At 62.6% G+C, this 22217-nt stretch carries 33 protein-coding genes and 1 tRNA gene; 13 read left to right on the top strand and 21 right to left on the bottom strand.

Annotated elements, in window-relative coordinates; all coding sequences use genetic code 11:
• Positions 1 to 9 precede the first annotated feature (9 nt).
• On the top strand, positions 10 to 342 hold the full coding sequence (locus GGD40_RS04565) for a DMT family transporter (protein ID WP_373565315.1): 333 nt from the start codon (positions 10 to 12) through the stop codon (positions 340 to 342).
• Between the two features lie 35 nt (positions 343 to 377).
• On the opposite strand, the gene GGD40_RS04560 is transcribed toward GGD40_RS04565, so the two are convergent.
• Together GGD40_RS04560 and GGD40_RS04555 are read right to left on the bottom strand one after the other, a co-directional pair.
• Positions 378 to 758: a hypothetical protein gene (locus GGD40_RS04560; RefSeq protein WP_179742922.1), complete on the bottom strand. Its 381-nt coding sequence runs from the start codon at positions 756 to 758 to the stop codon at positions 378 to 380.
• A gap of 81 nt (positions 759 to 839) precedes the next feature.
• Complete coding sequence (locus GGD40_RS04555; RefSeq protein ID WP_105508468.1) at positions 840 to 1031, bottom strand: hypothetical protein; 192 nt, start codon at positions 1029 to 1031, stop codon at positions 840 to 842.
• 254 nt (positions 1032 to 1285) lie between these two features.
• Here GGD40_RS04555 and GGD40_RS04550 point away from each other — a divergent pair, with 254 nt between their 5' ends.
• Both GGD40_RS04550 and GGD40_RS04545 read left to right on the top strand, forming a co-directional pair.
• Entirely contained in the window at positions 1286 to 1555 is a 270-nt protein-coding gene (locus tag GGD40_RS04550) for a hypothetical protein (RefSeq protein ID WP_035550656.1), read from the top strand.
• The gene (locus GGD40_RS04545) at positions 1555 to 1980 is read left to right on the top strand and encodes a DUF1488 domain-containing protein (RefSeq protein ID WP_257030340.1); all 426 of its coding nucleotides are present in this window, start codon (positions 1555 to 1557) and stop codon (positions 1978 to 1980) included. Before GGD40_RS04550 ends, GGD40_RS04545 begins: the two co-directional genes overlap by 1 nt.
• Before the next feature lie 44 nt (positions 1981 to 2024).
• Here the strand turns inward: GGD40_RS04545 and GGD40_RS04540 are convergent, their stop codons facing one another.
• Positions 2025 to 3026, bottom strand: a complete 1002-nt coding sequence (locus GGD40_RS04540) for an NAD-dependent epimerase/dehydratase family protein (protein ID WP_179705157.1) — start codon at positions 3024 to 3026, stop codon at positions 2025 to 2027.
• 135 nt (positions 3027 to 3161) lie between these two features.
• On the opposite strand from GGD40_RS04540, the gene GGD40_RS04535 reads away from it, so the two are divergent.
• On the top strand, positions 3162 to 3977 hold the full coding sequence (locus tag GGD40_RS04535) for a TetR/AcrR family transcriptional regulator (RefSeq protein WP_179742921.1): 816 nt from the start codon (positions 3162 to 3164) through the stop codon (positions 3975 to 3977).
• A gap of 46 nt (positions 3978 to 4023) precedes the next feature.
• Positions 4024 to 5154: an enoyl-CoA hydratase/isomerase family protein gene (locus GGD40_RS04530; protein WP_179742920.1), complete on the top strand. Its 1131-nt coding sequence runs from the start codon at positions 4024 to 4026 to the stop codon at positions 5152 to 5154.
• A 26-nt stretch (positions 5155 to 5180) separates the two neighbouring features.
• Here the strand turns inward: GGD40_RS04530 and GGD40_RS04525 are convergent, their stop codons facing one another.
• A complete protein-coding gene (locus GGD40_RS04525) occupies positions 5181 to 5606 on the bottom strand; it encodes a hypothetical protein (RefSeq protein ID WP_105508464.1) in 426 nt (141 codons plus the stop codon).
• Between the two features lie 513 nt (positions 5607 to 6119).
• Between GGD40_RS04525 and ssuD the strand changes: the two genes are divergently transcribed.
• The 4 genes from ssuD to GGD40_RS04505 all read left to right on the top strand — a co-directional run bounded on the left by ssuD (position 6120) and on the right by GGD40_RS04505 (position 9556).
• Complete coding sequence (gene ssuD / locus GGD40_RS04520) at positions 6120 to 7280, top strand: FMNH2-dependent alkanesulfonate monooxygenase (RefSeq protein WP_179705149.1); 1161 nt, start codon at positions 6120 to 6122, stop codon at positions 7278 to 7280.
• A gap of 69 nt (positions 7281 to 7349) precedes the next feature.
• Positions 7350 to 8183 (top strand): aliphatic sulfonate ABC transporter permease SsuC, encoded by an 834-nt coding sequence (gene ssuC / locus GGD40_RS04515; protein ID WP_179705148.1) that lies wholly within the window; start codon positions 7350 to 7352, stop codon positions 8181 to 8183.
• Positions 8183 to 9283: an ATP-binding cassette domain-containing protein gene (locus GGD40_RS04510; protein WP_179744873.1), complete on the top strand. Its 1101-nt coding sequence runs from the start codon at positions 8183 to 8185 to the stop codon at positions 9281 to 9283. Before ssuC ends, GGD40_RS04510 begins: the two co-directional genes overlap by 1 nt.
• Positions 9284 to 9340: 57 nt before the next feature.
• Complete coding sequence (locus tag GGD40_RS04505) at positions 9341 to 9556, top strand: TOBE domain-containing protein (protein ID WP_011488137.1); 216 nt, start codon at positions 9341 to 9343, stop codon at positions 9554 to 9556.
• Between the two features lie 17 nt (positions 9557 to 9573).
• Here the strand turns inward: GGD40_RS04505 and GGD40_RS04500 are convergent, their stop codons facing one another.
• A complete protein-coding gene (locus GGD40_RS04500) occupies positions 9574 to 9885 on the bottom strand; it encodes a hypothetical protein (RefSeq protein ID WP_373565314.1) in 312 nt (103 codons plus the stop codon).
• A gap of 231 nt (positions 9886 to 10116) precedes the next feature.
• On the opposite strand from GGD40_RS04500, the gene GGD40_RS04495 reads away from it, so the two are divergent.
• Together GGD40_RS04495 and GGD40_RS04490 are read left to right on the top strand one after the other, a co-directional pair.
• A complete protein-coding gene (locus tag GGD40_RS04495) occupies positions 10117 to 10314 on the top strand; it encodes a hypothetical protein (RefSeq protein WP_105508460.1) in 198 nt (65 codons plus the stop codon).
• A gap of 115 nt (positions 10315 to 10429) precedes the next feature.
• Positions 10430 to 10672, top strand: a complete 243-nt coding sequence (locus GGD40_RS04490) for a hypothetical protein (RefSeq protein WP_179705146.1) — start codon at positions 10430 to 10432, stop codon at positions 10670 to 10672.
• A gap of 169 nt (positions 10673 to 10841) precedes the next feature.
• On the opposite strand, the gene GGD40_RS04485 is transcribed toward GGD40_RS04490, so the two are convergent.
• Positions 10842 to 11108: a hypothetical protein gene (locus GGD40_RS04485; RefSeq protein WP_035550634.1), complete on the bottom strand. Its 267-nt coding sequence runs from the start codon at positions 11106 to 11108 to the stop codon at positions 10842 to 10844.
• A 331-nt stretch (positions 11109 to 11439) separates the two neighbouring features.
• Here GGD40_RS04485 and dusA point away from each other — a divergent pair, with 331 nt between their 5' ends.
• Both dusA and GGD40_RS04475 read left to right on the top strand, forming a co-directional pair.
• Positions 11440 to 12441, top strand: a complete 1002-nt coding sequence (gene dusA / locus GGD40_RS04480; RefSeq protein ID WP_179742919.1) for a tRNA dihydrouridine(20/20a) synthase DusA — start codon at positions 11440 to 11442, stop codon at positions 12439 to 12441.
• Between the two features lie 89 nt (positions 12442 to 12530).
• Positions 12531 to 12606 (top strand) — tRNA-His (locus GGD40_RS04475).
• 122 nt (positions 12607 to 12728) lie between these two features.
• On the opposite strand, the gene GGD40_RS04470 is transcribed toward GGD40_RS04475, so the two are convergent.
• The 15 genes from GGD40_RS04470 to GGD40_RS04405 all read right to left on the bottom strand — a co-directional run bounded on the left by GGD40_RS04470 (position 12729) and on the right by GGD40_RS04405 (position 22209).
• Positions 12729 to 13850, bottom strand: a complete 1122-nt coding sequence (locus GGD40_RS04470; RefSeq protein ID WP_179742918.1) for a hypothetical protein — start codon at positions 13848 to 13850, stop codon at positions 12729 to 12731.
• Positions 13847 to 14083 (bottom strand): DUF4224 domain-containing protein, encoded by a 237-nt coding sequence (locus tag GGD40_RS04465; protein WP_179742917.1) that lies wholly within the window; start codon positions 14081 to 14083, stop codon positions 13847 to 13849. Before GGD40_RS04465 ends, GGD40_RS04470 begins: the two co-directional genes overlap by 4 nt.
• Positions 14083 to 14295 carry a hypothetical protein gene (locus tag GGD40_RS04460; protein ID WP_179742916.1) on the bottom strand — a complete coding sequence of 71 codons (213 nt, stop codon included), beginning with the start codon at positions 14293 to 14295 and terminating at the stop codon, positions 14083 to 14085. Before GGD40_RS04460 ends, GGD40_RS04465 begins: the two co-directional genes overlap by 1 nt.
• Entirely contained in the window at positions 14292 to 14756 is a 465-nt protein-coding gene (locus tag GGD40_RS04455) for a hypothetical protein (RefSeq protein ID WP_179742915.1), read from the bottom strand. The genes GGD40_RS04460 and GGD40_RS04455 overlap by 4 nt, the downstream gene beginning before the upstream one ends.
• A complete protein-coding gene (locus GGD40_RS04450) occupies positions 14749 to 15339 on the bottom strand; it encodes a hypothetical protein (protein WP_179742396.1) in 591 nt (196 codons plus the stop codon). The genes GGD40_RS04455 and GGD40_RS04450 overlap by 8 nt, the downstream gene beginning before the upstream one ends.
• A gap of 9 nt (positions 15340 to 15348) precedes the next feature.
• Positions 15349 to 15735: a hypothetical protein gene (locus GGD40_RS04445; RefSeq protein WP_179742914.1), complete on the bottom strand. Its 387-nt coding sequence runs from the start codon at positions 15733 to 15735 to the stop codon at positions 15349 to 15351.
• Entirely contained in the window at positions 15732 to 17186 is a 1455-nt protein-coding gene (locus GGD40_RS36805; protein WP_257030339.1) for a hypothetical protein, read from the bottom strand. The genes GGD40_RS04445 and GGD40_RS36805 overlap by 4 nt, the downstream gene beginning before the upstream one ends.
• Positions 17187 to 17198: 12 nt before the next feature.
• The gene (locus tag GGD40_RS36800; RefSeq protein ID WP_257030338.1) at positions 17199 to 17783 is read right to left on the bottom strand and encodes a hypothetical protein; all 585 of its coding nucleotides are present in this window, start codon (positions 17781 to 17783) and stop codon (positions 17199 to 17201) included.
• A gap of 89 nt (positions 17784 to 17872) precedes the next feature.
• The gene (locus GGD40_RS36795; protein ID WP_373565257.1) at positions 17873 to 18526 is read right to left on the bottom strand and encodes a DNA cytosine methyltransferase; all 654 of its coding nucleotides are present in this window, start codon (positions 18524 to 18526) and stop codon (positions 17873 to 17875) included.
• A 133-nt stretch (positions 18527 to 18659) separates the two neighbouring features.
• Positions 18660 to 20042, bottom strand: a complete 1383-nt coding sequence (locus GGD40_RS04430; RefSeq protein ID WP_179742913.1) for an ISL3 family transposase — start codon at positions 20040 to 20042, stop codon at positions 18660 to 18662.
• Between the two features lie 24 nt (positions 20043 to 20066).
• Entirely contained in the window at positions 20067 to 20732 is a 666-nt protein-coding gene (locus GGD40_RS04425) for a DNA-methyltransferase (protein ID WP_179742912.1), read from the bottom strand.
• 38 nt (positions 20733 to 20770) lie between these two features.
• A complete protein-coding gene (locus tag GGD40_RS36635) occupies positions 20771 to 20983 on the bottom strand; it encodes a hypothetical protein (protein WP_179742911.1) in 213 nt (70 codons plus the stop codon).
• Positions 20980 to 21222, bottom strand: a complete 243-nt coding sequence (locus GGD40_RS04415) for a hypothetical protein (protein WP_179742910.1) — start codon at positions 21220 to 21222, stop codon at positions 20980 to 20982. Before GGD40_RS04415 ends, GGD40_RS36635 begins: the two co-directional genes overlap by 4 nt.
• Positions 21223 to 21250: 28 nt before the next feature.
• On the bottom strand, positions 21251 to 21724 hold the full coding sequence (locus GGD40_RS04410) for an HNH endonuclease (protein ID WP_179742909.1): 474 nt from the start codon (positions 21722 to 21724) through the stop codon (positions 21251 to 21253).
• Between the two features lie 14 nt (positions 21725 to 21738).
• Positions 21739 to 22209 (bottom strand): DUF1566 domain-containing protein, encoded by a 471-nt coding sequence (locus GGD40_RS04405; RefSeq protein ID WP_179742908.1) that lies wholly within the window; start codon positions 22207 to 22209, stop codon positions 21739 to 21741.
• Between the last annotated feature and the right edge of the window lie 8 nt (positions 22210 to 22217).

Below are 22217 nucleotides of genomic sequence, written 5' to 3'. Positions count from 1 at the left end.
GCGATGCGGATGCCTCCTTATGCGCTGCTCGGCATCGCGATCGTCGCCGAAGTGATTGCGACGTCGGCGATGCGGGCCTCGGAAGGTTTCTCGCGGCTCGTGCCGTCGGCGGTCGTGGTGATCGGATACGGCATCGCGTTTTACTGCCTGTCGCTGACGCTCAAGAGTATTCCGGTCGGCATTGTCTACGCAGTGTGGTCGGGCGCCGGCATCGTGCTGATCACGCTTGTCGCGCTGGTGCTGTACCGGCAGGTGCCGGACCTGCCGGCCATCATCGGGCTTGGGCTGATTATTGCCGGCGTCGCGGTGTTGAATATCTTTTCGAAGATGCAGGCGCATTGACGCACTGACGCTTCCACGGGCGTCACGCCGGGCGTTTACTTGCAGCGCACGATCATCGAGCGGTTCTTGACGTTCGCCGACACGACGTTCGTCACGCTGCCGCCCGCGGCGCCGCCTTCGTCGTTGTCTTTCGACACGATGTCGTAGCCGGTCGCGCCGCAGGCCTTGCCGGCCTGCACGTAGCACGAGGCCCAGCTCGACGCGGCGTCCGCGCCGCTGCAATTCACCGCGAAGCCGGTCTGGCCGTTCGGCAGATTGATCAACGACGTGGTGTTCGACGATGCGCAGCCGGCGAGGCCCACGCCGAGCAACACGGCAGCGGGCAGCGCGACAGGCAGGGTCGCCTTACGCAACATGGCGAGCGTGGCGCTCAGGCAGAAGCGGGTGGCGCGGTGCGATTGCGTCATGAATTGCATCGTGAGGTTTCCTTTCAGATAGATGTCCGGGGCGCGCCGTACCGGCGCGAAGCGAAGAGGGACGAGGCCCGGGCGCCAGGCCTAGGGCGTCTCGACCGTGATGCCCGCTGCGCTGACCAGCCGGCGGCTTTCGGTGCCGCTGACGGTGGCCGCGTCTTCCCAGATGCTGATGGCTTTCGGAATGTCGATGCCGTGGCTTTCGGCGTAAGCAAACCATCGATTCGCCGCATCCGGCTCGGGCAGTTCGTGGTTCCGCAGAAAATATTTTCCCATATTGCGCTCGCTGAACTCGAAAAGGCGTCTTCCGTCAGCACGGATCGTGCCGCGGAGCCTGTTCGACCGGCAGGCGTGGCACAAGTGCGATCCGGTCTAGTAGGCGCGAACTTATCGGCTGGCGAAGCGCCTTACTTACTCGTCGTTGGCGATGGGTGAACGGATTGCGGTGAGCTTTCATGCACCCAATGCGGCATCCACGCCGACGCCAGACGACACAAATCGCCACATCAACTGCAACGAGGAGAACGAAGATGGCTGAACGGGTCAGCGGACCTTATCGCGGCTATTACATCAGCGCCGCCGCGCGCCTCGTGCCGGCCAACGCGGCGCCGGCCCATGCCGTCGGCGGGACTTACATCGGTTCGGTGAGTCTCGCGGAGCTCGGTCCGGACGATCCGCACCGGATCGAGACCTTGCTGGAACTGGGCGGCGAGCAGCGTTTCGGCAGCGAGGAGGAGGCGCTCGGCTTCGTCGAACAGGCGGCGCGCGACTACGTCGACCGGCTGCTCGGAGGTCACTGATGACGACGCGCGACGCGAAGCAGCAGGCCGTCGCAGGCTGGACCGTGGTCCGGACGCGCGAGTACCATAGCAGGGTTCTCCGGGACCGGCGGATGCGCGCCGGCCCCGATCTCCCGCCGGATACTTCTGATGAGGCGACCATGGAAATTCGGTTTCCCGCGGACGCGCCTGCTTACCGCGATTCCAATCTCACTGTCGTTTTTCCCGCACTGGTGGATGGCGAACCGGTGCCGTGCGCGATCTCGGTCGAGGCGCTCGAAGACCACTTCGGCGCGTACAGCGAAAATCTCGAAGGCTGGCTGCGCGCGTTCGACGCCGGCCGCGAGCGCATCGAGGCCGTGGCGCGCGAGCATCTGCAGATCAGTAACGGCACGCCCGTGCTGCTTAAAAGCGGACACTTCCCGCCGGGTAACGCGGCGGGGTGAGCGGCGCGGCGGTTCGGTTTCGCACTTGAACCCACCCTCCTGAATCACGCCGCTTTCGCCGCACCACCACCGCCTGCCGCAGCCTTTGCCGAAGCCGCTTTCCGTGCGGCTTCGAACGTCAGCCGGATGCCTTCCTCATACGACGTTTTAGCAATCGGCCCGATCAACCCGGTCAACGCCGTGTCGTCCATCACGACGGGTTCGGTCATCAGGTAGTTCATCTCCACCAGCTCACGCATCAACGGATTGAACAGGCCGAGCACGCGCAGCATAGTCTTGCCGGCGATCATCAGCTTCGGTTTCTGGCCGGCCAGCGCATAGGCTTGCCGCGCCATTTCGCGTTGCGTGATCGTGCCTGCGCCGGCCAGATGCCACCAGCGTCCATACGCCTCGGGCGTACGCGTGAGTTTTTCGACTACCGGGCCGGCGTCCGGCAGATAGATGAACTCGTGCGGCACATCCACCGGGCCGATCATCTGTGCGCGCGTGCCGTTGGCCGCGCCTTCGAACACGCCGTTCACCAGGCTGCGCTCGATCCCTGGGCCGTAGAAATCGGGCAGGCGCAGCACTAGCGTCGACAGACCGTTGCGGCCGTGCGCCGCGAGCACCAGCTTTTCCTGCGCGAGGCGCATCTGGCCTTTGAACGTGTGCGGCTCGCGCGGATGATCTTCGCGAATCGGATTGCTGCGCGCGCGGCCGTACGGATACACCGTGCCGATCAGGATAAAACGTTCGACGCCCGCCGCCGTCACGCCGGCGAGCGTGCGTTCCATCAGCGGCGGATGCTCGGCGAAGCGGTCGTAGGGCACGCCGACCAGATAGATCACGGTCTGCAAGTCGGCGGCGGCCGCCTGGATCGAAGCGGGATCGTCCGGATTCCAGGTGACGATTTCGGCGTGCGGATCCTGACCGAAAGCCGCTTCGAGCGGCTGACGCGAGCGGCCGACCACGCGGTAATCGCGCCCCGCGGCGCTCAGCGCTGCCGCGATGATCTGACCTGCCGCACCCGCGGCACCGAACAGTCCGACTTTCCCGTTTGTTTCCATGACGACTCCTTGAGATGGCGCCCGATCACGCCGCGAGTGAATTTTCCTGATGACTTAAAATTTAATGAACGACGTTCAGTGAACGGTGTTCAGTTTAATTTGACTTTTCAGTTTGTCAACCCGAAAATACATGTCATGGGAATCGCTGAACGAAAGAACCGCCAGAAGCAGGCACTGCGCGAACGCATCCTCGATGCCTCGCGGCGCATCGTGATGCGCGAAGGCTTTGCCGCGCTATCCATGCGCAAGATCGCCGACGCCATCGAATATTCACCGGCCACGCTCTACCTTCACTTCGCGAGCCGCGACGAGATCGCGCAGGCGTTGTGCGAGGAGGGCTATGCGCAATTGCTGGCGACGTTCGAGCCGCATGCTCGGATCGCCGATCCGGCTGAGCGGCTCAAGGCGCTCGGGCGCGCTTATATCGCGTTCGGGGTGGAGCATCCGCAGACTTACCGACTGATCTTCATGGAAGATCCGAGCTACACCGGCGCGGCGTTGGGCGGGGCGGCGCGCAAGGCGCAAGCGTCGGCGGACGAGGAGGCCGGTGCGGAAGTCGAAGATGCAACGACGTCGTCGGCATCGTCGGACTCAGCCGCGCACACGGACGACGACCCCGGCGCCGCGGCGCTTCACATCATGCTTGGCGCGCTCGAAGAGTTGAAGGCAGCGGGGCGTCTCTCCGCATCGGCGGACGTGGGCGTGTGGGCCGAGGCCTTCTGGGCGACCTTGCATGGCATTGTCGCGCTGAACCTCACGTGCCCGGTGTTTCCAACGGCTCCGCTCGACACGGTGCTGAACCTGACGCTCGACGTCTGGTTTGGCCCATCCAATGCAGGCGTCGAGCCCGCTGCGAAGGCCGCCCCCGAACCCGCCGCCAAACCCGCCGCCGAACCCGCCGCCAAACCCACCCCCGAGCCGCGCGCCAAACCGAAAGCCGCGAGCGCGTGATAACGTTCAGTTCCATTTCTTTTTGCGCCGTCGCGCGTAGCACGCCATGTCCATTTCCGCCTCGCCTGCCGTCAGCGACGAAGTCGCGACTTACGTAGCCAATCGCATCGGCTTCATCGAACTGGAGCGGCCGAAGGCGCTCAACGCACTGTCTACCGGCATGATTCGCGCGATGCACGCGGCGCTCGACCAGTGGCGCGACAATCCCGACGTGATCGCGGTCGTGGTGCGCAGCCAGCATCCGCGCGCGTTCTGTGCGGGCGGCGATATCCGCTTTCTGTACGAGTCCGCGCAACGCGGCGAGCATGACGCGCGCGACGTGTTCTTCATCGAGGAATATCAGCTCAATCACGCGATCTTCACTTACCCGAAGCCGTACATCGCGTTGATGAACGGCGTCGTGATGGGCGGCGGGATGGGCATTTCGCAGGGCGCGCATCGCACCGGCGGCCTGCGCGTCGTCACGAACTCCACGAAGATGGCGATGCCCGAAACCCGCATCGGCCTGTTTCCCGATGTCGGCGCGAGCTGGTTTCTGGCCCGCACGCCGGGCGCGATCGGTCGCTATCTGGCAGTGACCGGCGAGACCATCGGCGCGGCGGACGCGCTATACGCCGGCCTCGCCGATGTCTATCTCGACGACTCGGCCTTACCCGCGCTGGTCGACACCTTGCGCAGCGAGCCGTTCGAGCGCGGCGCGGACGTGGTGGCGTGCATCGAGCGCGAAGCGCTGGCGCATCAGGTCGTGCCGTCGCCCGAGGCTTCGTCGCTGGCCAACGCGCGGGCGTTGATCGACCGGCATTTCGCGCTGCCCGACGTCGCGCGGATTCTCGCGTCGCTTGAACAGGCACGCGACGGCGACAGCGGCGAATGGGCCGAACAGATGATCGCGGTGTTGCGCGAACGCTCGCCGTTGTCGATGGCGGTGTCGCTGGAAGTGGTGACGCGCGCCGAGGCTTCGATGGCGGACGTGTTGCGCTGCGACCTCGATCTGACGCGTTCGTGCTTTACGCGCGGCGATACGGTCGAAGGCATTCGCGCGCGCATCATCGACAAGGACAATGCGCCGCGCTGGCGTTTCGCGCGCATTGAAGACGTGAGCGCGGCCGACGTGGAAAACATGTTCGAAAGCCCGTGGCCCGCGAGCGAACACCCGCTGCGGGATCTGCGCAGTTAAGCGCGCTTAGTCCCGCTTAAGCCCGCTTACTCCTCGTCCTCACTCGCCATGAAGGCGCGCATGAACACCAGCGCGCCCCAGCCCCACATTGCATTGGCCGCGAACCCCACCGCGAGGCGCGGCAGCATGTTGCCGCTCGGCCAGATGCCGCGCAGCGGATCGACCACGAACACGCTCGCCGCCGTCAACGCAATGCCGCCGAACACGAAGGCCGGCACCCACGGCGCACGCCGTTGCGGCGCGACGCGCAACAGCCACGCCATCAGCACGGCCCAGAATGCGCTCCAGATAGCATTGGCGATGAACTCGGGCAACCCGAGCGGTAAAAACGGTGCGGTGGAAAAACCCGTCGGGTCGATCAGCCCGGCTGCGTGCAACAGCGCCAGCGTCGATTCGTGAAAGAACAGGGAAGCCAGGAAACCGGCGACGAACGGCAGGATGAGTTTTTGCATGCAGTGCACCGCGAGAGCTCAGGCGGCGCGGTTCGCGCGGCCTGCACCGGGTTATTGGAAACGTGCGCCATTATATCTAGGGACCTCCGCTTTCCTGCGTGCACGGCGCGCAACATCCGTATGCTTTAACGTCGGGCTAATCACGAAAGTGGAAAACCTAAGCTAAAAAAAATCGTTCAAAAGCCGCGGCCCGATCCCTAGACTGCTTCTCCATGCAGACGGTGTTTACCGCCGTCGCCCAATTAATCGAGCGCAGCACGCGCACGTCTGGTCGAGGGAAGCTGTCGCGATGTCCTGCCTGATGCCGATCTTCATCCGCCGCCCGGCGTACGCGCGCCGACGCTGTCGTCGCTAGCCGGCGCGGTTACCGCCACTTTTTCTTCATCCTCTTTTGCGTTGCATCGCCGGGCCGCTGACAGACCGCTGCCCGTGGGATGCGCGCGGCCGGCGTGTGCGCGGGCAATTTCCGCGGCGTCTTCATTCAAACCCGTTTCGAACAAGCAGGAGCAGCACATGAATGTGTTCTGGTTCATTCCGACTCACGGCGACAGCCGCTATCTCGGTACGTCCCAAGGCGCACGCGCAGCCGATTACGACTACTTCCAGCAAATCGCCGTGGCCGCCGACACGCTCGGCTACGAAGGCGTCCTGCTGCCGACCGGCCGTTCATGCGAAGACGCATGGGTGGTTGCGTCGAGCCTGATCGCTGCGACCAAACGTCTGAAGTTTCTGGTGGCGATCCGTCCGGGCATTTCGTCGCCGGGACTGGCCGCGCGCATGGCGGCGACGTTCGACCGTTTGTCGAACGGACGTCTGCTGATCAACGTCGTGACCGGCGGCGACGCGACCGAACTGGAAGGTGACGGCGTGTTCGTCGATCACGACACGCGCTACGAGATCACCGACGAATTCCTGCATATCTGGCGCAAGCTGCTCGCCGCGTCGCATACCAACGACGCGATCGACTTCGACGGCAAGCATCTGAGTTCGAAGGGCGGCAAGGCGTTATATCCGCCGGTGCAGAACCCGCATCCGCCGCTGTGGTTCGGTGGCTCGTCGCCGGCTGCGCACGACATGGCGGGCGAGCATATCGATACCTATCTGACGTGGGGCGAGCCGCCCGAAGCCGTCGCGAAGAAGATCGCCGACATTCGCGCGCGCGCCGCGGCGCACGGCCGCACGATCAAGTTCGGGATTCGTCTGCACGTGATCGTGCGCGAGACCGAAGAAGAAGCGTGGGCCGCCGCCGACAAACTGATCAGCAAGCTCGATGACGAAACCATCGCGCGCGCCCAGGCGTCGTTCTCGAAGATGGACTCCGAAGGACAACGTCGTATGGCCGCCTTGCACGGCGGCAAACGCGGCAGCCGCGCGGAGCTCGAGGTCTACCCGAATTTGTGGGCGGGCGTGGGCCTCGTGCGTGGCGGCGCGGGCACGGCGCTGGTCGGCAATCCGGAGCAGGTGGCGGCGCTGATGAAGGAGTACGCAGCACTCGGCGTCGATACCTTCATTCTGTCCGGCTATCCGCATCTCGAGGAGTCGTATCGTTTCGCCGAACTGGTGTTTCCGCTGCTGCCGAACCGGCAAAACAAGACATCGAATGGACCGCTGTCGGGTCCGTTCGGCGAGATCGTCGGCAATAACTATCTGCCGAAGGCGGCGAGTTCGAGCTGAGCGCGGCGCGCTCTACTTGCACCCGTCGCATCCGTCGCACCTGTCGGTTAGGCAATCAGGAAAGTCATCATGGCTCAAGCTACCGTGAATGCGGATCGAAACGAAAACGCGGGCGCGCGCTCGGGCGTGTTGCGCCGAATCGGCGCGCATCTGGCGCCGTGGCTCGCGCCGCTGGCGATTCTGCTCGCGTGGGAACTCGCCGCGCGCAGCGGCGTGCTGTCGACGCGCGTGCTGCCCGAACCGCTCGCGGTCGTGAAGGCGGCGTGGTCGCTGATCCAGTCCGGCGAAATGTGGGCGGACGTCAAGGTCAGCACGTGGCGGGCGGTATCGGGCTTTGCGATCGGCGGCGGCATCGGTCTCGTGCTCGGGCTCGCGACCGGGCTGTTCAAACCCGCCGAAATCGCGCTCGATTCGACCGTGCAGATGGTCCGCAACATCCCCGCACTGGCGATGATTCCGCTCGTGATCCTGTGGTTCGGCATCGAAGAAGAAGCCAAGGTTTTTCTGGTCGCGCTCGGCGTGTTTTTCCCAATCTACGTGAACACGTTTCACGGCATCCGTTCCGTCGACGCGAACCTGATCGAAATGGCGCGCAGTTATGGCGTGAAGGGTTTCGCGTTGTACCGGCATGTGGTGTTGCCGGGCGCGTTGCCGTCGATTCTGGTCGGCGTGCGTTTCGCGTTCGGGCTGATGTGGGTCACGCTGATCGTCGCCGAGACGATTTCCGCGCAGTCGGGCATCGGCTATATGACGATGAACGCCCGCGAGTTCCTGCAAACCGATGTGGTGGTGGTCGGCATTCTGCTGTACGCGGGGCTCGGCAAGCTCGCCGACGTGCTGGCGAAGAGCCTCGAGCGCGTGTCGTTGCGCTGGCATCCGGCTTATCAACGAGGAGCGAAATGATGAACGCGACGACTTTTTCGACGTCGTTTGGCGGGATCGCCGGCAGCGATCTCGAAGCTGAGCTGGCGCAAACGCGTGTTGCCGATCGTGATGCTGGGGAAGCGGCGGGATTTGAGTTTGACGATGCGTCGCATGAGGTTGCTCAGGTGGGGGCTGTGCGTGCGGTTGGCGCGGCGACGCGTGACGATGCGCGTGGGCTTGCGGTGGTACGTGATTTTTCTGCCGGGGCGGTTGCGAGGTCGGTTGAGAGAGGCGGCGCGGGTTCAGGCGCGGGCTCCGCCGCGGGGGCAGCCGCGGGTTCCGCCGATTACTCGGTGCAGTTGCGCGGCGTCGGTAAGCACTACGGCGAGCGCACGGTACTGGCCGATTTCGATCTGTCGATCGAGCGCGGCAGTTTCGTGGCGATCGTCGGCCGCAGCGGCTGCGGTAAATCGACGTTGCTGCGGCTCGTCGCCGGCCTCGAAAAAGCCAGCACGGGCGTGCTCGACAAACGTGCCGAAGACGGCGGCCCGCTCGACACTCGCATCATGTTCCAGGACGCGCGTCTGTTGCCGTGGAAGAGCGTGCTGCAGAACGTGATGCTCGGCCTCGGCCGCAGCGCGCGCGACGACGCGCGCGCCGTGCTCGCCGAAGTCGGCCTGCTCGAACGCGCCGACGGCTGGCCCGCGCAGCTCTCCGGCGGGCAGCGTCAGCGGGTCGCGCTGGCACGGGCGCTCGTGCATCGTCCGCAATTGCTGCTGCTCGATGAACCGCTCGGCGCGCTGGATGCGTTGACGCGGATCGAAATGCACGCGCTGATCGAGCGTCTGTGGCGCGAGCATCGCTTTACCGCATTGCTGGTCACGCACGACGTGCACGAAGCCGTCGCACTCGGCGACCGGATTCTGCTGATCGAAGAAGGGCGGATCGCGCTCGATCAACCGGTGCCGCTCGCGCGTCCGCGGGCGCGCGCATCGGCGGGTTTCGCGGCGCTCGAAGACCATGTGTTGCAACGCGTGCTGAAGACCGTGCCGAATGACGACGCGCTGTCTCAGCGCGCAGTCGAAGCACGTGACGAAGGCCGTGTCATTCGACCGACCGAGGTCCGCTGGGCCGTCTGAGATTCCTTGCCTGACCTGTTTTTTCAATCGCTTTTCTGGACTTTGGAGTTACCCGATATGAGCATTTCCGCAATTAACGTACGCAATCAGTTCAAAGGCAAGGTCAAGGAAATTATCCGCGGGCCGGTAGTGTCCGAGGTCGATGTGGATACGCCGTTCGGTATCGTCACCTCCGTCATCACCACGCGCTCGGTCGATGAACTCGACCTGAAGGTCGGCTCGGAAGTGGTGGCGCTGGTGAAGTCGACGGAGGTGTCGATCGCGCGTCTTTGAGGCCGATGCTGGACGCGCTATTTCGCGTTTGCACCGCTGGCGGGCGGCTGGCGCATCATCCGGTCGTTGGTTGGTTTGGGCGGACGCTTGACCGGCATGTTGTCCGGATTGCTCGAACCGCCGGCGCCTGAGGCCGCCTCCGGCGGCTTGGCCATGGGCGCGTTGCTGTCTTGTTGAGGGGGTGGGTTGGTTTGTGCTGTCTGTACTGTCTGTGCGGTCGGTGCGGTTTGCACGGGCCGAGGCGTTTGGGCGAACGTCAGCGTGCCGCTCGCACCGAACAGCGTGAGCGCGACGCCCGCTTTCAATGCTGTGGTCAGTGCTGCGTTCAACGTTACATTCGACGTTGCGGTCACCATTGCGGTCACCATTTCTAACGCCGCCAATCTGCTTCGTTTCATGTCCTTCTCCTCTGCGCGTACGGCCTTGTCTGGCTGGATACCTCGCACGTTCAACGTGCCGCATCCAACAACCTGCGCACGCAATCCCTATGCCTCGACGCACGGCTGCATACCGCTCTGAAAGTTGCTACGATGAATTGATCATCCCGACGGGAGACGGCGATGTCCAAATCATTGAGTCCCGAAGCGATCGAGGCGTTGCGACGCCTGAACGATGTCGGCGTCGGCCAGCCCGCGCCGGCCTTTGCGCAGGCCGTCGCGGCTGAATTGCTGGCGAGCGGCCTGGTTACCGAAGCGGGCAGCGGCGAGGTCGAGATCACCTGCAACGGCCGGCAGTATCTGTCGGGCGATTGCGATTGATCGTCAGGGTAGGGCGGCACGATGCGCGAGCTAGCGCTCGCCGGGGAAGTGCGGCCGCGCGTCCATCCCGAGACCGATTCCATAGCTGACACCACGCGTCACCACGGAGGCGACCATGGAGCCGAAAGGCCTCGACATGGGGGATTATCAGGAGCGCTATCAAGACTACGACATCGAGGTCGCGGTCGAGCAGGTGCTGACCGGCGTTAAAGCGCATTTCCGGGTGCTGCGGAGCGGCGCCGTGGTGATCGACTGGCGGCTCGTGAGGATCGACAGTCTCTGGCCGACCGAGCATGCGGCGGCGGAGGCGGCCTTTCGCGCGGGGCGCGAGACGATCGATGCGGGCATCGCCCCGTAGCGTCGGCAGTGCATGCGACGCTGAGACGAGGTCGACAACACGGCGGTGAAACCCGCATCAAGCCGGCACGAACCGCTGTAAACGCAAACTGGGCGCCGGCATGAATGCATCATGCGCGGCGCCCAGCTTATCTGCTGCCCGTGGCGGCAGCAGATTCAACAGCAACGGCTTAGTGGCCGAAGAAAACCGATTGCGGGCCCGACGTCGCTTCACGCGTACCCGATTGCGACGACACGCTCTTCACACCGCCGTAAGCGTTCGATTCCGATTGAACGCGTTCTGCCGCGACGGTTTGGGCGTTCTGGCCTTGTTGCGAAGCCGGGGCGCCGACCGACGGACGATACGACGGTGCCGGACCGTAGCCGCTAGCAAAAGCGGGAGCGGCGATCGAGGCAGAAACAGCAACCAGTACAGCGGCGATAAGCTTGGTGTTCATGGTGTGACTCCGATAAACGTTTCAACTTCAGTTCAGGAAGGCGTCGCAGGGGCCGGTGAGGTGTGTCTGCAACGTCGATGAAGGGCAGTGTATACCCCTACTATCGAGAATTTGTGCTGATAATTTGAAATTACTGTTCTCAATACTGAAATAATCGGCCGGAGGGCGGTGGGAGAAGGGCGAGCGACGTTCCGACCCCGATGGACGGGCGGGTTTGAGGAGGAAAGACCGCTTGTGCACGCAGGTTATTCGGACGAAGACGGTCGCCCAGACTGGTGATTTCAAGCGTTGCTGTAAAATCCGTGTTTTGAATCAAGCCGTTGGCCACCCCATGTCTTCACCTCAAACGCCCAGTCCCCGCCGCGTATCCGTCGCACCGATGATGGACTGGACCGATCGTCACTGCCGCTCGCTGCATCGCGTGATCTCGCGCCATACGTGGCTTTACACCGAAATGGTCACCACCGGCGCGCTGCTGCACGGCGACGTGCCGCGCCATCTCGCGTTTACGCCGGAAGAAGCGCCGGTCGCGCTGCAACTCGGCGGCAGCGAGCCGGCCGACCTTGCCCGCTCGGCCAAACTGGGCGAACAGTGGGGTTACGACGAAATCAATCTGAACTGCGGCTGCCCGTCCGAGCGCGTGCAGCGCGGCGCATTCGGCGCGTGTCTGATGAACGAGCCGCAACTCGTCGCCGACTGCGTGAAGGCCATGCGCGATGCCGTCTCAGTGCCGGTGACGGTCAAGCATCGGATCGGCGTGGACGCCGTGGAGGAATACAGTTTCGTGCGCGACTTCGTCGGCACGATCGCCGAGGCGGGCTGCAACGTTTTCGTCGTGCATGCACGCAATGCGATTCTCAAGGGCTTGAGTCCGAAGGAAAACCGCGAGATTCCGCCGCTCAAATACGACTACGCTTATCAGTTGAAACGTGATTTCCCACATCTGGAGATCATCATTAACGGCGGCATCAAAACGCTCGATGAAGTGGAAACGCATCTTCAGCACGTCGACGGTGTGATGCTCGGGCGCGAGGCTTATCACAACCCGTATCTGTTGGCCGACGTCGACGCACGCTTCTACGGCTCGACGCAAACGTCACTAACGCGCGAGCAGGTCGAAGCGAAGCTGATCGAGTATTGCGCGGCTGAAATGGCGCGCGGCACGTACCTCGGCGCGATCACGCGCCATGCGCTCGGTCTTTATCGTGGCGAGGCCGGTGCGCGTGGATGGCGTCGCGTGTTGTCGGATAGCAAGCGCCTCGCCGCGCGCGATCTGAGCATATTCAACGAGGCAAGACAGCATCTGCGTGAGCCAGTCGAAATTTTTGAATAAAGGACTAGGCAAACGTAATTCTTGTTCGTATAATCTCGTTTCTTCATCGACGAGCCAGAGTTTTTAGGCAAGTCAAGCAGATGTCAGTGGTGGCTGTAGCTCAGTTGGTAGAGTCCAGGATTGTGATTCCTGTTGTCGTGGGTTCGAGCCCCATCAGCCACCCCAAGTATTCACGCGGGTTTCCGCGATAGTAGAGACTGACTTGTTACAGGTTTTGGAAGATAAGATTCCAATTTCTGGAAGATGAGTCAGAAAGAAAGGCCCGCTAATCGCGGGCTTTTTTGTTTCTACCGCGTGGCGCGCACTTTTCGCGCCCTGCGCCGGTCGTACGTCTTCTTGATCATCCGCTCGTCGACGTGGCCGGTCGCGTCGACAATCCGGCTGTCGCCTTCATCCATTCGATCCGTAACCGCCGTCGGCCTCATGTCGCGCAGCGCGAAACGCTCGAACGAAACACCGCGCGCCTTCGCCTCGATCTCGCAATAGCCCATCAGCCGAGACCAACTCGTATTCCACCCGCTGCGCGTGTAGACCTGGCCCGACGTGTTGCCGAACACGTAGATACTCGCCGTCCGCTGAAGCGCTAGGGCCTCTTCGATTACGGCCTTGAGCTCGGGTGACCACAAGACGAGTTTCGCGCGCGGTGCCTCGCCGGCCTTGCGTTTGCCGATCGGCACGCTGATGCCGTCCGCGCTGATCGACTGGCGCCGCAACTCGCGCATTTCCGTTGGCCGACTGACGGTCAGGTATGCGGTCTGCACGCACAGCGCGAGCGTCAGGTATGTCGACGCTGCATGTTGATCGCCGACGCTGCGCCGTGATCGCGCCACCTCGACGGCGAGCAGCACGTCGGCGGCCGCGACGACGCGTGTGCGCGGCTGCGTCGGGTTGTACTCGATGCCGCGACACGAATTCACTTCGATCAGGCCGCGCCGGCGGCCGTATTCAAACACGGCTGACAGCAGCGCGATTTCCTTGTTCGCTTTCGCCGGCGCGCCGAGCTGCGCACGTTTATCCAGGTAGCCATAGACGTGCTTCGGCTTGATCGACTTCGGCGACATTTTCCCGAAGACAACGATCAGGCGTTTGGCCTCGACGCGATTCTCGTCCAGCGTGATCTGTGCCTTGCGCCGCTCGTCGCTGGCGGCCATGCGCTCCTGCCACTCGAAGTAATCCTCGATCAGCGCCTCGACAGTGCCGGGCTCGACGGCGTCGCCATTCAGCGCCTCGGCGCGCTCGACCGCCTGCTTGCGAATGTCGGCGATGGCGTCTTTGTTGTGCGCCGGCGCGGACAGGCGAAACGCCCACTTCCCGGAAGGCAGTTTGTAGCCGAAGCTGACCTTGTGCTTGCCATAGCTGGCGTAGAGGCGGAACGGTAACCCGTCCGGCCGTTTGCGTCGTCCGATCATTTTTCGAGTGCTGCGAAGTCGGGTTCTTGTTCATCGTCGGCGAGCTCGGCGGCGCGCGGCGCAGTGCCGTGCAGCCGTGCGTCGCAATAGTCGCGCGACACCTGCGGGATACCGGCGATGCTGACCGCGAACGGCCACCGGTTGCGCTCGAGCCAGCGCTTCATGCATGCGAGGCTGCGCGGCTGGCACCCGACCAGCTCGGACAGCTCCTGCCGTGTCAGGTACGCAGCCATCACCCCTCCTTCTGTTGAGACAGGACTCGGATCAGACCTGCGATCTCATGGCCTTCTATTGTTCCCGAGTCGTACATTTCCGCCAGATCAGCCGCTTCTTCCAGTGCTGCTGCCCGCGATGCCTGCCATACCTCAAACGCCGATTTGGTCGGGTGATCGAACTCGGGCCAGCGCTTTTTGAAGAACGCCATAAAGGCTTCATGCTCGGTCATGATTGGCCTCGGTCTGGCTGTTGAGACAGGGCGCGGATAGCCAGCGCGCAATTCTGCGATTCACGGCGAACGTATTGGGCTACCGTGAGGCGCAAGGCTCGCTCATCGCATACCTTCGCTGCCTCCTCCAGCGCGTCCCTGCGCACGCTATCCGGTGACGCGGGGTGGGTGTAGACGATGCGCTTTTCCAGCGGCGTGCGCTCGTAATGTGTTTCAGCGACGTCAACCCATCCGCCGGCCGTAGATTGCACCTGATATACCACCTGCTGCCCATCGGTTGCCGGGGTGAGGGCGGCCTTCTCAGCAGCCTGCCATAGCCACAATAGAAACTCCTGAGGAACACCCCATTCGGCGAACACAAGACGATGCGGGTCGTTACGCCCAAGGTCGCGCTGATCCAACTCGTGGCACGGGCTATCCATGTATGCCTTGAAGCGCTCGAACTGCTTGACGTCACGCATCGTCGCCTCCGGTGCGTGCGGCGAGCAGAGCGCGCAGTTCTCTCGCGCAGACATCGACGTTGTATCCCCGATCCAATCGCCTCACGATGGACCATAGAACCTCGCGCTGCGCCTCCGTCAGTCCCGCGCGCTCGTTGTGGCTCGCGACTGGCGATGCGGGCGGGGCGGCACGATGTTTGGCGATCTCTTCGCCCCTATGCTCGTGGGGCGAATCCTTGCCGCATATAGGGCAAGCGAATGTTCCGGAGACCGGGTAATTAAGCTCGACTCGCTCGGCGATCTCGCGCTCCTGCTCTGCCGTAAGCCCGTTGATTGGTGCGTCACGTCCGCGCTCGCGAGAACGAATGTTGTCGTGCTGGTATCCGATACGCAGGCGGCTCTCGAATTCGGCACGCGTCAATCCTTCAACGTTTCGCGCCTCCCCTGCCTGTGCTTGCGAAGGCTGGGCAGCGAGAAGGGCGCGTATCAGATCGGCAGCTTCTTGCATTTCATCATGCTCAAGACCGGTGATCACTCGCTCCATCATCTGCGTCTGCGCTTCTGTCAGCGTCATCGCGCCTTCCTGTTTTGGGGTGGGGGTCATTTCGGTTCCTTATGGCCGATTGTCGGCGCCGCATTTCGGGCAGCCGCAGCTATCAACTACCTGGACGTCACTCAGGAAACAGCCGCATCCGCCGCAACGGTTGACGTAGCGCGGCGGCATCGTCGGTTTGATGATCGTGATCCCGGTGCCTTGTAGCGCCTCATCGCGCTTGATGTACTGCATATCGACTGCCGGCCGCGTCTTGGCGTCGATATATTCCTTCGGCCACGGAATGTCGGTCTCGCGCGCGTTGTGATACTGCTGCGCTTCGTCCTTCGTGAACAGTCGCGCTTTGCGCATGTCGGTTGTGTATCCGCCTTGGCCCTTCTCCGCCCACCAGAGCACGTCGTTGCCGACATAGCTACGGCCGTCCTGAAGGTAGAAGAGTCCGCTCACGTCGCCTCTCCCGTCTTAACCACGCCGGTATCGTCGGCGCGGTCGATGCGCTCTGGTTCGTATTGGCAGGATGTTTCGAAGTCGTGATTCGGCCATTCGCCCCACGCCACGCATGCCTCGCACGCGTCGTCATCGTGGTCTGGATGTGCAGCGCACGGCGACGGCTCATTTTCAAGGTTCGTTTGGGTGGTTTTGTGGGTAACGATTCCGGATACGACGCTTTCAACCCCCTCCGACCATCCGTCGTCAAGGTATCCTTCGATCGCCGCGCGATGAGCCTTGTCGCGCTCGTCGTCGGTGGCGAACTCTTCATATCCGCACTCGTTGTCATAGACAAAATATCGGACCGGTTGCACGGCCGTCGCCCAGGTATCGTCTGCGACTGGCTGAGCGGCTTGGGGGCAATCCGTCTCATGCACCCCGTTGATAGGCATCGAGCAGAAAAAACAGATGCCAGTAGATTCGGCGTCGCTGGCGCGCGGAAGCGGGGCGATCTGCGCGCCGAGGTGCCAAAGCATCATGCAGAAGTTCGCCACGTCTCGCGGGTCACCTTTCTCGACGTGCTCGCGCAGAAAACGTGAGAGGTCGACCGGGCTGCATTGCTCCCAGCCGCCGCGACCCTTCTCGCGCGCCGTGGCGAGCTTGCCCTTCATCACGCGCGCGAACGTGTCGACGGCGAGGTCATCCGTGTGAGACTGGCTCTCGTCAGCGCGGGGAAGGAAATCGGCGGTCGCGCGAGCAATGACCCGCTGTAAATTGTCCAGCGTGCTGCTCGGATCGCCAGAATCACCGACCACGTTCAGCCGATATACCGCCTCGACGTGTTGCAGCGAACGCAGCATGTCTTCGAATACCGAGCACGACGGATGGAAGTACCGCTTCGCCGCTGGGCTCTCGTCGGTGCAGGATGCAGGCGCGGCGGCAACGTGCTTGCGAAGATGCGCTTTCAGCACGTCGCAGGCCGCGTTCGACGCATTGCGATTCGCGAGTTCCCGCTCGTAGTATTTCGGCCCTCGCGCCCACGTATACACGGTGTCGCAAAGCCGCATGATTAGTTGATCCGCTTCGGCAAGCCACTCAGCGCTCTGCACAGACGCGGCGAGTTGGATGCCAGAAATATCGCTGTCACCCTTGTCGTTACTGGCTTTCAGGGTGGCGGGGTATGCAGGCGCGGCGGCAAGTTCCGCGCCGAGGCGGTTCTCTAGAATCAGCCTGAGATCATCGACCTCGATGCAGATTGAGTTTGCCGCGTTGGGATCGGCTGCGTCAGACTCGCAAACGTCGCGGATTATCAGATCAATCGGCGGCACAGTCGCAGCTTCGCGAGTGATTAGATCGGTTATCTTTCGCAATAGCGCAAAAACGCCTGGATAATCGTCAAATCCCAGCAGCGCTGAGACTGCACCAATATCTGCGCAAACGCGCCGTAATGCTTCTCGGGTATCGCTCATGATTCTTCTCTCTCAGGATTGGGTTAGGGCTTCGTCGGCTGCTTCGATGAACGCGGCTGGCTCATGCGAAGTCGGCTCGCCGAAGAAGTTCGACAATTGCCGTTGCAGCTTGGAGCGCCACAACGCCGTTTCCAACTTGACGGAGTTGGTGATTGCGGGATTCGTCCACCAGATAGGCCATCCCATCAGCCAGCATGCGAACGCCGGGTTCAGTCGCTGGCGCAAGGTCCGGGCGGTCGGCGACAATTCCCGGCCATCGATCGTCGAGTGGACCGGGTGCAAAGATGTCGCCAGCACCTGACGGCCGAGTAGCCCGTTCACTTCGACGTTCTCCAGCGATGTCGCGCCGTCCTTGTGATCCCGCGCTGTTGGCGTTGCCCAAGTCGCCGTTTGCGTCAGCAGACCCGGTGAGCGACGCGCTATCTCGGATGGGCAAACACCCTGATCCGTCTCGCTTGCCTTCGGCGTCGCCCGTTGGCATGCCTGCCCCGCCAGCACAATTCCGTGCCCGTTTCCGTGACTCGGTGCCATTTTCGTTGTACGGTTGCTGTTCTCGCTGCTGGTCGGTGTGGCCCAGTGACGAACTTCCGACTCCAATCCCACGGTCCGCTTGCCGCTTTCCGTGCTGCCTCGACTCGCCACTACTTCCGCTGACACTGAGCGGCCACCGTTCGGAACAACTGGCGTCATCCATTGCGTGACCTGTTTCGCAAATTCGCCCCCCCGCACCCACTCTGCCGTCCTGTGTGATTCCGTTCATCCCGAAGGGTGTCAGCCACGCGCCAGGCGACGCAGAACCACCGCTCGCGCTGGTGATTTGCACCGACGTCGGACGCTCGAATAAGCAGGCATTCCGCATTCCAACCGCGGTCGGCCAGTTCTCCCAAGACTCGGGAGGCCGCGCGCTCGAAGAGTTCGCCTTCGGTTTCGTCCATAACGGCGGCGGTGGCAGAAGTGATGCCTGACACGTTCTCCAGAATGAGGAGTTCCGCACCGCAAGCATCCGCGATGTCGAGGACGGTGAAGAAGAGTCCAGAACGCTTCCCGTTGAGACCGGCGCGCCTCCCGGCAACGGAAAGGTCTTGGCATGGGAAACCGGCAATGACGCAATGAACGCGTCCGCGCCACGCTGTGCCGTCGAACGTGAGAAGGTCAGACCAGATAGGCGCTTCATCAAGCGCTCCCGCTTCCATAAGCGCAGCAATTTGGCCGGCGGCACTGGCTTCCCGCTCCACGTAACAAACGGTTCGATGTTTGTGTCCGAGATACTCGAATGCAGCTCGGGCACCCTCTCCGAGCATTCCGACGCCGGCACACAGTTCGATGGAATGTAAAGCCACGTCATACTCCTCCTCAATAGGTCTGTGTCAGCGCATGGTTGACCGCATGCCCGCGATCCCGAACGACATTCGCGAGCCGCGCGCGGTCGTGGTGGCTGGCTGACGCCTGCCGCAGCAGCCCGAAGTAACTGGGCTATCCGGTTTTCCGTGTGGAAGTCTTGCGATGAGCAATAACCTTCTCCGTGTTGAAACGCGGCTCGCAGACCCCGCAGACCAGGGCGCGCTTCGTACGCTGTCCACGAGTCACCGGCGGCAATGTCACGAGGTGCATGTCCTCGGCGCGGCACGGCAGCCCGCAGTTCGCGCATGGGTTCCCGTCGTCCCTCAGCAAGAACTCGAAGAAGAGCGGTTCCTTGACCGGGTCGCCGTAGTTGGCAAGGATGCGGGCACGCAACACCTCGAAACTGTATCCGCGCCCGGCCTTTACGATGTGCTTGGTCAGGTTGTTCAGCGACTCGGTGAAGGCGTTCGTGTACTTGTGGTCGAAGACGGCCAGAATCTCGCTGCGCCAGTTCCGCATGGCCGTCAGCAACGGCTTGAACTCCGGCTTGACGGACGACTCGACCGAGGCAGCAAAGCCGTCGAACGCCCTGATTGCTTCGTCCTTCGGCAGGTCGAACAGGCCGTAGAACGCTTCCTTGGCGCGATAGGCCGCCGCAATCTCGGGCTCGTTGTCCAGCCACATTTCCAGATTGAAGCGCTGCTTCTCGGTCAGGTTGTGCGGCCGCTTGTTGAGCATCACCTTGGAACGAACCCAGTGCCGGCGCACTTCCGGCTGCTTCACCTTGGCAAGCCGAATGCGCACGCGGTCCATCGCCTCGCCGGCCATCCGCATAATGTGGAACTTGTCCACGACCACGACGGCATTGGGCAGCAGTTCGGCGGCCAGCCGCTGGTACGGTCGCCACATGTCGATTGTCACGACCTTGACGGCGTTGCGGTCCTTGAACTGCCACAACCAGGCAGCCAAGGTGCCCTTGTCCCGTGCGGGGAGCATATCGAGCAGCCGTCGGCCTTCCACGTCCGTCAGGACAAGGCGCAGCTCGCCGGCAATCTTCGTCTCGTCGATTCCCAGCACCTTGGGCAGCCGGGGCTTGTGCGTGGCTCCCAGCTCGCCCATACGCTCCGCGGCCACCGCTCGCACCGTCTTCTCGTCGATTCCGACCTCGCGGGCCACATGGACGAACGTGTGCTTCAGGGCCTGCTTGGCAATAAACTCCGCGCAGCGCACCGTCATTCGGCGCTCGTCCAGGACGCCGCCCAGCGGCTGCAGGAAAGTCTCGCCGCAATCCCGGCACCGGTAACGGCGCACCGTTGCCTCCAACTTGGCTGCAAAGCCACGCAGCGGCGCGTCCGCGTACGTCGTCTTCTTGGTGCCGTGCCGGTACAACTTGATGCCGCCGCACTTGGAGCAGGCGATTGGCTCGTGCACGTATTCCGCCGAGAAGGTTTCCACCAATCCCTCGGTCCTTTTGTCGGTCAGCGACCAACCTTCCATATCGAGAATGTCTTTCATCCCCGGATTTTAGTGTGGAATCGGCTAGAGGCTCAGTTGCTGGGGCAACGCCTCCGGTTCGGACTGCTCCAACAGGCTCCCTTGCCGCTGTGCCGCCTCGATGCGCCGACAGGCAAGCTCGAAGTAGCGAGGCTCGCGCTCGATGCCGACGAAGCGCTTCCCGAGCGTGGCACATGCAACGCCCGTGGTGCCGCTCCCCATGAACGGGTCCAAAACTGTCTTCGCATCCTTGGCGAAGCTCAGGCACCACTCCATCACGCGAACGGGCTTCTGAGTCGGATGGCCAACGCGCTCCGCATTCGTCGCCGAAATGGAGTGAGACAACATCTTGGCGTTCATGTCCATGCTGGTCCACGCCAGTTCGATGCTGGCCATGCTTGGAGGAGAGTCGGGCTTGTACCAGGTCAGCCATCCCCGGCTTCGCGGCAAGTCGTAGTAGTTGCCACCCCAGATGATGAGTTCTTGAGCCTTCTCCGCCAACAGGCCGAAGAGCCATGCCGGAGGAGTCATGTTGTCCCAATCCTCCGGCGCCTGCCCATCCCTGCGTTGCCATTTGGTTGGCTGGGCTGCGAAACCAATTCCATACGGCGGGTCGGTAAGCGCGAGGTCGCATGGCGGCAGCAAGCAAAGCACTTCTCGGCAATCTCCCAGCCAAAGCTCCGCATTGCCGATGGTTACTTTCTCTGCCATTTAGATTCTCCTGTTCCACACGAAATTCCGTTCCACAATTATAATTCATCATCATGGTTTCCACACGTTATTCCGATTACCCAGTAACTGTTAGCGAGCTGATGCACATCGGCCGGCGCGGCGGCGGCCGTGCGGCGCAGCGCTTCATTGACCGTGCGCGGTCGAGTCGAGCGGCGCCACGGCTTGATCAGGTGGCCGACGAAGTCCACGCCGCGCTCGATCGGCTGCAGGATTGTTTTCGTCGGGGTCACGGACAGCACCTCGGCGAACCATTGCAGTAGTGCTCGTAGCCAACATCGATCTCGCCCGGGTCGCACGGCAGTTCATCGTCTCTCCCGCAAACGCAGCACCGCACCATATAACTGCCGTCGTTCATCAGGTCGATTACGCCAGCATCTTCGAGCGACGCGATATGAGCGGTAGCCGCGTCAACTTCCAGCGGGTCTGGGATGGGAGGCGCGTCGCGCAACCACTGGCCGAAATCCTTCATCGCAGCGCTCCTTTCCAATTCACGGCTGTTAGATGTGCGCCCACGATTCGCCTTTCACGACCGCTAAAATCGATGCACTGGAAACGCCAAACTCTTTGGCCAAGACTCGCGAGCCACGCCCATATTTGCCGGGCTCATACCGACGCCGGATTTCTAAAACCTGCTCGGCAGTAAGTTTTGCCTTAGAAGCTTTTTCGCCTCTGGCTTTGTTGGCGCGCCCTTTGGCAAACATGTCGCGCACGTTTTCCAACTGAGTGCCGGGAGAAAGATGGCCTAAATGAATGCACGCGGGCGTATCGCAGGAATGCAGCAGGACTTTCCCGGTTGGAACTGGCCCATGGTGCAACTCGTAGTGCACGATGTGAGCTCTGCGGAGCTTCCCACCGATACGAATTCGCCCGTAGCCTTTCGGGCATTTTTGCCCCGTCCACACAAGGCATTCACCAACCCGCTCGGTCTTGGTGAGTAACTTGTCTTGCAGCGAGAGTTTGTTGAATGCCATGGCGGATTAAATGATCAAATCACTGAAGGAATGAATCTGCGGACGGCGACCGCGCGGAGCGCGGCGCTCTTGCGGCCGCCGCTGAACTGGATGCCGCCGTAGAAGTCCTGGCACCAGGCAAAAGAGGAATCGCCGTCGTATTCGTCATCGAGCCAAATGGCCTCTTCGGGAAGTTCGTCAGGCAGGTTCGCCTGCAAGAGACGCCCCTCACGACGCGTCGGCGTCACAGCGCAACGACCGTGTGCATAGGCGCGAGCGCCCTGGTGGTTGACCATTTCTTCGGACGCGCCGGGCAACTTGATCAGGTAGTGGCTCAGCGTGCCGTCATCGTTTAGCACCGGCCCGGCGACGCGCTCTCCGGCCGCGAGTGGGATCGTGACGCCGTCGACGCGATATTCCGTCGCGTGCGGTTGCGCCTTGAAAGCCGCGATCATGGCGCCGATCCGAGTTTGTTCGGCCTCAATAGCTTCAAGCGTGATCGTCATTGCGATGC

It is taken from the genome of Paraburkholderia bryophila, assembly GCF_013409255.1.
In the GTDB taxonomy this organism is placed as follows: domain Bacteria; phylum Pseudomonadota; class Gammaproteobacteria; order Burkholderiales; family Burkholderiaceae; genus Paraburkholderia.
Note: the sequence above shows the minus strand (reverse complement) of the source record. Positions and strands in the feature narration are given on the sequence as shown.